The following is a 12,651-nucleotide window of genomic DNA, read 5'->3' on the forward strand; positions in this document are numbered from 1 at the left end:
GCTCGCGCCGGGTCGGCTCGCCTAGACTGGCCGACGCATCTTCCACGAGCGTTTCCGTCGTGCGCGGCCCTCCGGGCCAGTCGCCCGCCGTTGCCGAATTCCGTTGTGCGGCAAGGAGAGGCGGCGAAATCGCAGTTTCACCGCCGGCGCCGGGTCCGGTGGGCACAGGAAGGGTTCACATCCGAATGTCTCGCAGCCCTCGGTTCCGGGCCAGGACGACGACGAGCGTCGCGCTGCTCACGCTGGCGGCGCTGCTACTCGGCGCCTGCAGCGGCGGAGCCAGCGATATCCCCGGCACCAAGGGCGGCGGTGCGAGCAGCACGCTGACGCTGTATGCGTACGCCACCCCCAAGCCGGGATTCGACAAGGTCATCCCCGCCTTCGCCAAGACCTCGGCCGGATCGGACGTGCAGGTGCAGCAGTCCTACGGCGCCTCCGGCGACCAGTCCCGCAAGGTGAAGGACGGCGCGCAGGCCGACGTCGTCAACTTCTCCGTCGAACCCGACATCACCCGCCTGGTCGACGCCGGGCTGGTCGATCAGAACTGGAACAGCGACGCGCACCGGGGCATCCCGTTCGGATCGGTGGTCGCGATCGTGGTGCGCAAGGACAACCCGAAGGGCATCAAGGACTGGGACGACCTGCTGAAACCGGGCGTCGAGGTGGTCACCCCGAACCCGTTCAGCTCGGGTTCCGCCAAGTGGAACCTGCTGGCCCCGTACGCCGCGAAGAGCGACGGCGGCAAGAACCCGCAGGCCGGTCTCGACTACCTGGGCAAGCTGGTCACCCCCGAGCACGTGAAGGTCCAGCCGAAGTCGGGCCGCGAGGCCACCGAGACGTTCCTGCAGGGCACCGGCGATGTGTTGCTCAGCTACGAGAACGAGGCCATCTTCTCGCAGCGCCAGGGCGACGCGATCGACTACACGGTTCCCGAGGAGACCTTCAAGATCGAGAATCCGATCGCGGTCCTGAAGACCAGCCGGAATCTCGACAAGGCGGTGGCGTTCAAGGACTTCCAGTACACCCCGGCGGGCCAGCGGGCCTGGGCGCAGGCCGGTTTCCGGCCGGTCGATCCGGAGGTGGCGGAGGAGTTCAACAAGGACTTCCCCGAGCCGCGCAGGTTGTGGACGATCGCGGATCTGGGCGGCTGGAAGCAGGTCGACAAGGAGCTGTTCACCCCCGGCTCCGGCAGCGTCGCGGCCATCTACGAGAAGGCAACCAAATGACCAGTATCGACGCCGGACCCGCCCCGGCGAAAAGCGGCGGCGGTGTCCGGTCCTGGCTCCGGGTGACCGGGTCGGTCGGCCCGCTGGGCATCGCCACCGCGGTGCTGTGGCTGAGCGTGATCGTGCTGCTACCGCTGGCCGCGCTCGTCTTCCATTCCTTCGACGACGGCTGGTCCGGGTTCTGGGACGCGGTGACCGCGCCCGCCGCGCTGGACGCGTTGCGCGTCACCGTCCTCGTCTCGGTGGTGGTGGCGCTGCTCAACGTCGTGATGGGCACGCTCGTCGCGTGGGTGCTGGTGCGGGACGACTTCCCCGGCAAGAGCATCGTGAACGCGCTGATCGACCTGCCGTTCGCGCTGCCGACGATCGTGGCCAGCATCGTCATGTTGTCGCTGTACGGCCCGCAGAGCCCGATCGACGTACACCTCAACGCCACCCAGCCCGGCCTGGTGGCGGCGCTCGGATTCGTCACGCTGCCGTTCGTGGTGCGCTCGGTGCAGCCGGTGCTGATCGAGGCCGACGCGGAGGTGGAGCAGGCCGCGATCTCGCTGGGCGCCGACAACTGGACCACCTTCCGGCGCATCGTGCTGCCCACCCTGGTGCCGGCGATCATCTCCGGCGGCGGGCTCGCTTTCGCCAGGGCCATCGGCGAATTCGGCTCGGTGGTCCTGATCGGCGGCAACATTCCGGGCAAGACCCAGGTGGCCTCGCAGTACATTCAGCAGCAGATCGAGGTCGACCGCCCGGTGAACGCGGCCGCGGTTTCTGTTGCGCTGCTGGCTATTTCGTTCGTGACACTGCTGGTGCTTCGGCTGTTCGCCGATCGCAGCGCGCGCAAGGAGCAGGCAACGCGATGAATCTGTCTGTGCTGTCCCGGCTTTCGCTGCGCACGGTTGCGCTGCTGTATTTATTCGTACTGCTGGTGGCGCCGCTGGTGATCATCCTGTGGCGCAGCTTCGAGAACGGCATCGGCCAGTTCATCGACTGGATCTCCACGCCCGCGGCCATTTCGGCGTTCAATATCTCGGTCGTCATCGTGCTGATCACCGTGCCCTTGAACGTCATCTTCGGGATCGTCACCGCGACCGCATTGGTGCGCGGGCACTTTCCGGGCCGCTCGCTCATCCAGGGCGTGGTGGATCTGCCGTTCTCGGTGTCGCCGGTGGTGGTCGGCGTCGCGCTGATCATGCTGTGGGGTACGGCCGGCTGGTTCGGCGGCGTCGAGAATCTCGGCTTCCGGGTGATATTCGGGCTGCCCGGCATGGTGATCGCGACGGTCTTCGTCACGCTGCCGTACGTGGTGCGCGAGGTGGAGCCGGTGCTGCGCGAGATCGGCGACGATCAGGAGCAGGCCGCGGCGACGCTGGGCGCCTCGCGCTGGCAGACCTTCTGGCGGATCACGCTGCCGGCCATCCGCTGGGGCCTGACCTACGGCGTCGTGCTGACGGTGGCCCGGGCGCTGGGTGAGTTCGGCGCGGTGATCATGGTGTCGACCGGTCTGCCCGGTGGCGGGCAGACGCTGACCTTGCTGGTCAACTCGCGATATATGAACGACCGCAACATCTTCGGCGCCTACTGCGCGGCCACGCTGCTGATGGGGATGGCGCTGGTCACTCTTCTTCTCATGACCGTTCTGGAACGTAAGCGGGGGACCGCGAAATGAGCACCTTGCCGGAGGCAGGAAAATGATCACTGTAACCGACGCGAGGAAGTCCTACGGCACCTTCGCGGCGCTCGACAATGTCAGCATCGATATCCCGTCGGGCGAGCTGACCGCGCTGCTGGGCCCGTCCGGGTCCGGCAAGTCGACGCTGCTGCGTTCGATCGCCGGATTGGAATCGCTGGATTCCGGGGTGGTCAGCATCGCCGGAACCGATGTGACCCGGGTCGCGCCGCAGAAGCGCGGTATCGGTTTCGTCTTCCAGCATTACGCGGCGTTCAAGCACATGACCGTGCGCGACAACGTGGCGTTCGGGCTGAAGATCCGCAAGCGGCCCAAGAACGAAATCCGCACGCGCGTCGACGAATTGCTCGGCATCGTCGGGCTGGACGGCTTCCAGCACCGCTATCCGGCCCAGTTGTCCGGCGGTCAGCGGCAGCGCATGGCGCTGGCCCGGGCGCTGGCCGTGGATCCGCAGGTGCTGCTGCTGGACGAGCCGTTCGGCGCACTGGACGCCAAGGTCCGTCAGGACCTGCGCAAATGGTTGCGCCGGCTGCACGAGGAGGTGCACGTGACCACCGTGCTGGTCACCCACGATCAGGAGGAGGCCCTGGACGTGGCCGACCGGATCGCGGTGATGAACTCCGGCCGCATCGAACAGATCGGCAGCCCGGAGGAGGTCTACGACCGTCCCGCCAACGATTTCGTCATGTCGTTTCTCGGCGATGTGGCGAAATTGAACGGTCACCTGGTCCGCCCGCACGATATCCGCATCGGTCGCGACGCGGATGTGGCGAAGGCCGAACACGAGGGCACCGCGGAATCGGCCGGCGTCACCCGTGCCACCGTCGAGCGCATCGTCCGCCTGGGTTTCGAGGTCCGCCTGGAACTGCGCAACGCCGCCACCGGCGACCTGTTCACCGCCCAGGTCACCCGCGGCGACGCCGAGGCCCTCCGCCTGGCCGACGGCGAGACCGTCTACGCCCGCGCGACCCGAATCCCGGAGCTGCCGGTCGGCTGATCGGGGGAGTTTCCTCCATCGCTCACACCGGGACGTTGCCCCGCCGCGAATTCGGAGTTAGGGTTACCTAACTCATGAGTGGAAGGGGAGTCACCGTGAAGCTCAACACCATCGAGCGCCTGGCGATGAACAATCCGGTCCGCGCCGCGCACCAGCACCACCGGGAGGCGGCGTGGTTCCGTCGCCTTGCCGGAGGTGACCTGTCCGGTCGGCGCGTGCTCGAGGTCGGTTGCGGCCGCGGAGTCGGCGTCGAGGTACTCCAGGATCGTCTCGGTGCGGCGCACGTGACCGCGTTCGACTTCGATCCGGCCATGGTCGACGTCGCCGAACGCAGGCTGCACGGTCGTGCGAATGTCGCACTCTCGCAAGGGGATGTGTGCGAGATCCGGCAACCGGACGCGAGCATGGACGTGGTGATGGATTTCGGGATCATCCACCATGTCCCCGACTGGCGGCAGGCGCTCGCGGAGGTCGTCCGGGTGCTGCGGCCCGGCGGCACGGTGCTGTTCGAGGAGGTTCCCCGGCACCTGCTGGACACCTGGGCGATGCGGACGTTCACGGTGCATCCGCGCGAGAACCGGTTCGAGGCGACGGAATTCGTCACCGAGTTGAGGCGGCACGGCCTGCACGGACAGGCCGAGATCGAACACCACCTCGGCGGACTGCTCTTCGTCGGGGCTGCCACCAAGTCCTGACTTCGGCAAACCGGTACCGGGCGATGTCCGACCGCGACCTTGCCCGGTGTGGCGGTCGTTGCGGCAAGTGATTACGCAGGTTGGGTCCGTCGTCCGGTCGAGTCGATAGCGGGGCGCATCACCGGCGCTCGGGCGGACAACCACATGTCCGGTGCTTGGCAATCTTTCAGCACAGTGGTGTCCTGGATCAGGTTCGGATCACGGTTCGGTAAACGGCTCGTCGATCGAGGGTGGACGTGATGATGGTTGGGCTCGGAGTCAGCATCGGCACGGTCAACACGGTGCGTGCGGTGGCGTACGGAGGCGGTAAGCACGGGCCGGGGCATCGGGGGCGTCGGGGGCATTGCCCGCCGGAGACCTGGCGCACCACCCTGACGTTCGACAGTACCGGCACCGCGCGCGTCGGCCGGATCCCCAAGCACGGCCGGGCCATCACCGATTTCGCCGACCTCACCCAGCGTTCGGCGCCGACCGCCCGGGTCGGGCATCGCGCGCTGTCGGCCGCCGACCTGGTGGCGACGGTCGCCGCGACCGTGCTGACCGACGTGCGCGAGCTGACCGACGTGCGCGAGCCGGAGTCCGGCGTCACCGTCACCCACCCGGCCGGCTATCCGCCGCAGCGCGTGGACGATCTGCGCGAGGCCCTCGACGCGGCCGGGCTGGAACAGGCCGTGCTGGCGGCCGAGCCGGTCGCAGCCGCCGCCTGGCTGGAGGACGCCTGCGGCCCGATGATGCCCGGCCTGGCGCTGGTGTACGACCTGGGCGGCTCCGGGCTCCGGGTCACCCTGGTCCGGGTCGGCGCGGGCTGCCCGACCGATCCGGTGGTCGGAGAATCGTTGCGCTCCAGCGATTTCGGCGGCCGCGCGTTCGGCGCACAGATGGCCCGGCGGTCCGGCTGGCGCTCCGGGGACGGGTCGAACGCCGCCTCCGATGCGGTCATCACCGAACTGCGCACCAAACACGTGCGCAAATCGCTCGGCATGGTCTACAAGTGCCTGCGCGTCGCCGATGTCACGATGGCCGACGTCGACTGCGTCCTGGTGATCGGCGGCGCGGCCCGGCCGCCGGAGGTGGTCGATGTCCTCGCCGCCGCCCTGGCCCGGCCGATCATCGTGGCGCCCGACCCGGAGCACACCGTCGCCGAGGGCGCCGCGATCCTGGCCCGCCGGTCCGTCGAGGGGGAGACGGGCACGACCGGTCACCGCCGCGGCTGGTGGCGCGGTGGACCGGCCCGCCTCGGCCGGGTGGGGGCCGGTCGGCTGTTCGGCCGGCGCGCCGTCCGGGTGACGGCCACCGCGGCGATCGCCGCCACCGCGGCCCTGTGCGCAACCACGGCGGTCGCTGGCGATGCCACGATCCCCGCCGCCGACGCGTGTGTAGCGCACCCGTGCCGTTGACCTGCGCACCCGTCCCGCTCTGAATCCGGGCCGCGCCTCGTATTCCGAACCCGTCTCGTAGCCGGCCGCGCCTCATGCCGGCCGCGCTGCGTATCTGGGCTGTGCCTCGTGTACGGGGCCGCGCCGCGCATCCGGGCTGCGGCCTCGTACCCGGTTTGTGTTTCGTAGCCGGCTCGTCTTCGTCCCCGACTTGTGCCTTGTCGGGCTCGTCCTCGTAGCCGGCCTGTGCCTCGCATCCGGGTCATGCCTCGCACCCGGCCCGTGTCACGTATTCGGCTCGCATCGCGGGTCGGCGCTCCGGCGGAATCGCTCATCGAGCACGGCCATACCCCTATCTGGTGAACGTGATCCGGAACACTCTGCCCCGGGAAGCCGCCGGATAACACCCTCTTGACCAGCGCGATAAATACACACTATCGATTATTCGGTGTACAGGTGTGCACTCGAGTTCGAATCGTCGCTGTGTCACTATTGACCGGTCCCCTTGTTGGTGTAACCATGGGACACAGTTAATAGTCCGAGATGGAGAGGCTGTGACGACGATGTCTGTTGCCGCGACGCCCGACGTCGACCCGGTGGTCGCCCAGGCTCAGGAGTACGCCCAGAAGCTGATGCTGCTCTCGGAGGGCTCGGTCAACAAGCACTTCGATCCGTTCGAGGACATCGACTGGGACAACCCCGATTTCGCCGCCGACGCCGGCGAGGAGCGCTGGGTGCTGCCCGTCTCCGGTGACGCGCTCGGCCGCCACCCCTGGTATCAGGCGCAGCCGCTGGAGCGCAAGATTGCCATCGGCAAGTATCGCCAGGCCAATGTCGCCAAGGTCGGCCTGCAGTTCGAGTCGATCCTGATCAGCGGCATGGTGACGCACAACTTCGGACTGCCCAACGGATCCCCCGAGTTCCGGTACTGCTCCCACGAGATGATCGAGGAGCACAACCACACCCTGATGTTCCAGGAGATGGTCAACCGGATCGGTATCGACGTACCCGGGATGGGCCCGCTGGTCAGCAAGTTCAAGTACATCGGGGCGCCGGTCGCCGCGAAGTTCCCGAACCTGTTCTTCATGGCGGTGCTGGCCGGCGAGGAGCCGATCGATCACATCCAGAAGGCGATCCTGCGCTCGGGCGACGAGGTGCACCCGATCATGCGCGGCGTGATGTCCATTCACGTGGCCGAGGAGGCCCGGCACATCTCCTTCGCGCACGAGTTCCTCAAGCAGCACGTGCCCGAGACGGGTAAGGCCAACAAGTTCGCGCTGTCGCTGCTGATGCCGCTCGTCATGTGGATCCTGGGACGGTCGATCTACACTCCGCCGCGGTCGTTCTGGCGAGAGTTCGACATTCCCGACCACGTCCGCAAGGAGCTGTTCTACGGCTCCAAGGAGGCGAAGCAGGACTTCAGCGACTTCTTCGGTGACGTGCGCACGCTCGCCAAGGAGATCGGCCTGATGAACCCGATCGCCAAGGGCATGTGGAAGCTGCTGCGGATCGACGGCCACACCACCCGGTACCGCTCGGAGCCCGTGCGCGCGGCGCGAGCCGGCTGAGCGACGGTCGCGATGCCCTACGTGGTCACGCAGTCGTGCTGTAGCGACGCCTCGTGCGTGTACGCCTGCCCGGTCAACTGCATCCACCCCACGCCGGACGAGCCGGACTTCCTGTCCGCGGAGATGCTCTACGTCGATCCGGCGTCGTGCGTGGACTGCGGCGCCTGCGCCTCGGCCTGTCCGGTGGACGCCATCACCTCGACGAAGAAGCTGACCGACGAACAGCAGCCGTTCATCGAGATCAATGCCGACTTCTACCGGCAGGTGCGGCCGCGGCCGGTGCTGGCCAAGCCCATTCCGGCGGCGGCCGTCCGGACCGGACAGGGTCCGCTGCGGGTCGCGGTCGTCGGTTCGGGCCCGTCGGCCATGTATGCCGCCGATGAGCTGCTGACCCAGCCGGGAGTGTCGGTGACGGTCCTCGACCGGCTGCCGGTGCCGTACGGGCTGGCCCGGCACGGCGTGGCGCCCGACCACACCCGCACCCGTCAGGTGAGCCGGCTGTTCGATGTGATCTCCGCGCAGCCAGGCTTCGGGTCGTACCTGAATGTCGAGGTGGGTGAGCATATTTCGCACGCCGAGCTGCGCGAGCACTTTCACGCGGTGATCTACGCGGTGGGCGCCTCGGCCGATCGCAAGCTCGGCGTTCCCGGCGAGGGTTTGCCCGGCAACGTCTCCGCCACGGAGTTCGTGGCCTGGTACAACGGGCATCCCGATCACGCCGGGCGGGAGTTCGACCTGTCCCGGCGGCGCGCGGTGATCGTCGGCAACGGCAATGTGGCGCTCGACGTTGCTCGCATTCTCACCGCCGACCCCGAGACGCTGTCCGGCACGGAGGTCTCGCCGGTGGCGCTGGCGGCGTTGCGGCACAGCAAGATCGAAGAAGTCGTGATCGTCGGCCGTCGCGGTCCGGCCGAATCCGCCTTCACGGTGCCGGAATTCGTGGGCCTGCTCGGCTCCGACGTCGATATCGTCGTGGAAGGTGAAGTGCCCGAGGCGGTTCCGGGGATGCCGCAGAAGGTGGAGCAGAAGCTGCGCCTGCTGCGCGGGGTGTCCCATCGGCCGGTGGGTGCGCGCAAGCGGATCGTGTTCCGCTACCTGTCGTCGCCGACCGCGCTGCTGGGGACCGACGAGGTGAGCGGAATCCGGCTGGAGCGCACCGAGCTTCGCACCGACGAGGACGGCACGGTGCGGGCGGTCGGGACCGGCGAGGCCGAATCCCTCGATGCCGGACTGGTGTTGACGTCGGTCGGATATCGCGGCGTGGCGCTGCCCGGCCTGCCCTTCGACGAGCGGGCGAGCGTGATCCCCAACGACGAGGGCCGGGTGCTCGACTCGTCCGGGGGCGCCGTCGTCCCGGCCACCTACGTGACCGGCTGGATCAAGCGCGGCCCGACGGGCTTCATCGGCACCAACAAATCCTGTGCCCAGCAGACGGTCCGGCATCTGGTCGACGACTTCAATGCCGGGCGCCTGCCCGCACCGGCCGCGAGCGCGGCCGATCTCGACCGTCTGATCGCCGGGCGCCGTCCGGGCGCGATCCGCGGCGGCGGTGCCGCGGACCGGCCGTGGTGGAAGCGCAAGCTCCTGGCTCGCGCCTGATCCTCCGCACCGAACCGGCCCGGGCGTGTTTCCACGCCCGGGCTTCGTGTTGTCCGGGGCGAGAGTGCGTGTCTCACACCAGAACCGATCGGTCCGTTTGGAATGGGGGAAATGCCGGATCGACTCCTTCTCGCATCGATAGCAACCTTTCAGTCATTCAGATTTTCCGGTCTTGTTCTGTGTGGCATGTGATCGTTTTGGATTCACAACAGCGCACCGGTCGGTATGTATCGGTAATTACTGGGAAGTAGCTGGTTTCGGCGCAAATTTGCCGTTTGGGTACGATTTCAAATCCATTCGAAGGCTTGCATGTCCGCCTATCAGGCATTTCATGATGTAGACCAGCGGGTATGAAAGTTTTTCCGCCCGTTCGGTATTGACCACCGACAATTGCCAGCTAACCTGTGGTCGCTGTTTGGAAAACGACCGCGACCACATGGATCGTCTTCGTGGGGCCGTGGTCTCGGTGCGTTGACGGGATGGCAATGACAGTTGGCTTCGGCATGAGCATCGGCACAGTGAACTCCGTCTCGGCGGTGGCCGGTGATCGCGATCGGCCGGCCGTGCGGCTGCGCCGCACGGCCGTCACCTTCGACAGCACCGGCGCCGCATGCGTGGGCGGCATGCCGCGATTCGCCCCGGTGGCAACGGATTTCGCGGATCTCACGCGGCGGTCGGAGCCGGTGACGCTGGGCGGCCGGATCTGGACGCCGGCCGATCTGGTGGCCGCGGTGGTCGGCTGCCTCGTCGGGGCCGCCGAGCCGACGGCGGGACCGGTCGCCACCTTTCCCGCCTGCTACGGCACGCGCCAGCTGTCACCGCTGCGGCACGCCCTGGACCGTTCGGGCGCCGCCGACACCGTGCTGATGCCGGAGCCGGTGGCGGCGGTGGAATGGCTCGACGCGGAACACGGTGTGTCGGAGTCCGGGCTCACGCTGGTCTACGACCTGGGTGGGAGCAGCCTCGACGTCGCGGTCGTGCGCACTGAGGGGGATCGTGACGAGCGGGGTGTGCTGGGCAGGGCGGTGCGCTCGCGCCGGTACGGCGGCCGTCCGCTGGGGACCGTGCTGGCGCGCTATGCCCGCACCCTGGAGCCGGGCGGGTCGGCGCCGGTGTCGAAGGTGGTCTCCCTCGACGACACCGCCCGATTACGCGCGTGGACCGTCCGCAATTCCCTTCCGCTGGTGCGGAAATGCGTGCAGGGCGCGGGCCTGACGATGCGGGACATCGACCGGGTTCTGCTCGTCGGGGGCGCCGCTCGGCCGCCCGAGGTCGCGCAGGTGCTGGCCGAACTCGGCCGGCCCGTGCTGATGTCTCCGGATCCGGCGCACACCGTGGCCATCGGTGCGGCGACGGCCGCGGCCCGGAGGGCGGGCGCGGGAACGACTTCGGGCCGGTACGCGCGGGGCGCGGCCGTGGTGTCCAGTGCCGCGGTCGCTTCCGCGGTGGCCGTGTCGGCCGCGTCCATGCTGGGCAGCGGGCCGATCGGAACCGACGGCCCGGCACTGGAATTCGCGCCGGCGCTGGCCGGCCCCGCGCGCGACGCCCGCCAAGATTTCGGCCGCCTGCCGCCGCTCGAGGGCCTCGACGACGCCCCGCCGCTCGGGGGTGAAGCGGAGGGGGTCTGGTCGGTGACGAAGCCCGTCGCGCGCTCGTACGGTGCAGTGGCGCAGTCGGTGTCGACGGGTGCCACGGCCGTCGCGGAGCGCCCGGTCGCCACGCGTGGTGCCCCGCCGCACACCTCGCCGATCTCCCGCCGCGGCGCCTCGCCCTATGCCGATCCGGCGCGCTTCACCAATCCGCTCCCGTTCGACAGGACTCCGAGCGGCCCCACGCCGGCCGGGCTGTCCGGTGGCCGCATCCCCTCGGTCAGCCTGCCCGGGAGCGGTGCCTTTCCCGCTCCGCGGCCTCCCGGTGGCTCGCTGTCCAATCCGTCCGAGGGGGCGGCGGGCTCCCACGCCGGCACCGGATGGGCGGGCGGAACCGGTCCCGGCGCAAAGGCTTCCGATGGCCCGGGTTCTGCTCCGATCGCGGGGTCACCCGCGGGAACGGGTTCCGCGGGGGGAGGGGCCGGTGGGGTCTCGGCCGGCGGTGCCGGGCAGAGCGGCAGTGCGGGGTTCGGCGGGGGATCGACCGGTACGGGCGGCTCGTCGGCCGGATCGGCGAGCTCCGGCGGTGACTCCTCGGGGAGCGCTCCGTCCGGCGGATCCGCGGGCGGCGGATCGGGACCGGCGGGATCGTCCGGCGGTGGCCTCGGGAACGGTGGAGTCTCCGGCGGCGGATCGGCGTCCGGCGGATCCGGCGGCGGTTCGGCTTCGGACGTCGGCAAGGCGTCCGGCGGCTTGTCCGGCGGCACCTCGAACTCCGGCGGTTCCTCGGGAGACGGTGGTTCCTCGCGACACGGTGGTTCCTCGGGCGGCAAGGATTCCGGTGGGCCCTCGGGTGGTGGCTCCAAGTCGGGTGGTTCGTCGGGGGGATCCCACGGCGGTTCGGGTGGCGGTGGAGGAGGGGGCGGTTCGCGCCGCTGACCACCCGGCGCGCGGTCGCCGCGCCCACACCCGAACTGGCGCCGCTGATCAGCACCACCTCGGTTTCGAACCGCGCACTCATCGACTCCCCTTTCCCTGTCTTTCTTGCGATTTCGTTGACGCGATCCAGTAGGCCCACCGACCGGCAGCCGATCCGGCGGAAGCCGAACGTCGTGTTGATGTGTCATGCGTTGCCGGGGGCGGTTTTCCGGGCGGACACTGGAACGGGTGGATACCAGAATCATCGGCACCGTGATGCCGGTGCTCGAGGTCACCCTGCAGCCGGACGACCGGGTGATCGCGGAGGCGGGGCAGCTGTCGTGGATGAGTGAGTCCATCCGGCTGCGCACCTCGTCACGGGTCATGGCAGGCGGCATGTTCGGCGCCGTGCGGCGCGCCTTCGCCGGCGCGGGATGGTTCATGACCGAATACTCCGCCGCTCGCCTGCCGGGGACGGTGGCCTTCGCCGCGAAGCTGCCCGGCCAGATCGTGCCGGTCGCCGTGCGGCCGGACGCGGAGTATCTGGTGCATCGGCACGGATTCCTGTGTGCCACCGGCGATGTGCGGGTGGCGCTGAGTTTTCAGCGCCGCCTGGGCGCGGGGATCTTCGGCGGGACCGGATTCACGCTGCAGCGGATCGGCGGTGCGGGAAACGCCTGGGTGGAGTTGTCCGGCGAGGTCGTGACCTACGACCTGGCGCCGGGGCAGACGCTGCGCGTGCACCCGGGACATGTCGGAATGTTCGAGGCCGGTGTCGATTTCGACATCACCGTGCTGCGCGGCATCCGCAACATCCTGTTCGGCGGCGACGGCCTGTTCCTGGCGGCGCTCACCGGGCCGGGCCGGGTGTGGCTGCAATCGCTGACGATGAGCAGCCTGGCACACGCGGTCACGCCGTACCTTCCGCTGCCGGAGGCCGGCGATCGGCAGCGCGAGCACGGACAGTGACGAAGATGCAAGTGCATCTGCATCATCGGT

Annotated in this window: 10 protein-coding genes; all 10 read left to right on the plus strand. The window is 68.9% G+C overall.

What is annotated here, in order from left to right:
- The first annotated feature begins 185 nt into the window (after positions 1-185).
- The 10 genes from D892_RS0122185 (at position 186) to D892_RS0122235 (ending at position 12,621) form a co-directional block, all read left to right on the plus strand.
- A complete protein-coding gene (locus tag D892_RS0122185) occupies positions 186-1,226 on the plus strand; it encodes a sulfate ABC transporter substrate-binding protein (protein ID WP_024803344.1) in 1,041 nt (346 codons plus the stop codon).
- On the plus strand, positions 1,223-2,083 hold the full coding sequence (cysT, locus tag D892_RS0122190) for a sulfate ABC transporter permease subunit CysT (RefSeq protein WP_024803345.1): 861 nt from the start codon (positions 1,223-1,225) through the stop codon (positions 2,081-2,083). The genes D892_RS0122185 and cysT overlap by 4 nt, the downstream gene beginning before the upstream one ends.
- On the plus strand, positions 2,080-2,889 hold the full coding sequence (cysW, locus tag D892_RS0122195) for a sulfate ABC transporter permease subunit CysW (RefSeq protein ID WP_024803346.1): 810 nt from the start codon (positions 2,080-2,082) through the stop codon (positions 2,887-2,889). The genes cysT and cysW overlap by 4 nt, the downstream gene beginning before the upstream one ends.
- 22 nt (positions 2,890-2,911) lie before the next feature.
- Positions 2,912-3,907 (plus strand): sulfate/molybdate ABC transporter ATP-binding protein, encoded by a 996-nt coding sequence (locus D892_RS0122200; protein ID WP_024803347.1) that lies wholly within the window; start codon positions 2,912-2,914, stop codon positions 3,905-3,907.
- A gap of 95 nt (positions 3,908-4,002) precedes the next feature.
- Entirely contained in the window at positions 4,003-4,602 is a 600-nt protein-coding gene (locus D892_RS0122205) for a class I SAM-dependent methyltransferase (RefSeq protein ID WP_024803348.1), read from the plus strand.
- Between the two features lie 239 nt (positions 4,603-4,841).
- Positions 4,842-5,999 carry an Hsp70 family protein gene (locus tag D892_RS0122210; RefSeq protein WP_156959624.1) on the plus strand — a complete coding sequence of 386 codons (1,158 nt, stop codon included), beginning with the start codon at positions 4,842-4,844 and terminating at the stop codon, positions 5,997-5,999.
- Positions 6,000-6,541: 542 nt separating this feature from the next.
- The gene (locus D892_RS0122215; RefSeq protein WP_036569507.1) at positions 6,542-7,546 is read left to right on the plus strand and encodes a diiron oxygenase; all 1,005 of its coding nucleotides are present in this window, start codon (positions 6,542-6,544) and stop codon (positions 7,544-7,546) included.
- A 12-nt stretch (positions 7,547-7,558) separates the two neighbouring features.
- A complete protein-coding gene (locus D892_RS0122220; protein WP_024803351.1) occupies positions 7,559-9,145 on the plus strand; it encodes an FAD-dependent oxidoreductase in 1,587 nt (528 codons plus the stop codon).
- A 503-nt stretch (positions 9,146-9,648) separates the two neighbouring features.
- Positions 9,649-11,673 (plus strand): Hsp70 family protein, encoded by a 2,025-nt coding sequence (locus D892_RS43930; RefSeq protein WP_051499142.1) that lies wholly within the window; start codon positions 9,649-9,651, stop codon positions 11,671-11,673.
- Between the two features lie 228 nt (positions 11,674-11,901).
- Positions 11,902-12,621, plus strand: a complete 720-nt coding sequence (locus tag D892_RS0122235; protein ID WP_024803352.1) for a TIGR00266 family protein — start codon at positions 11,902-11,904, stop codon at positions 12,619-12,621.
- Positions 12,622-12,651: the final 30 nt, after the last annotated feature.

Source organism: Nocardia sp. BMG51109, from assembly GCF_000526215.1.
Taxonomy (GTDB): Bacteria; Actinomycetota; Actinomycetes; order Mycobacteriales; family Mycobacteriaceae; genus Nocardia.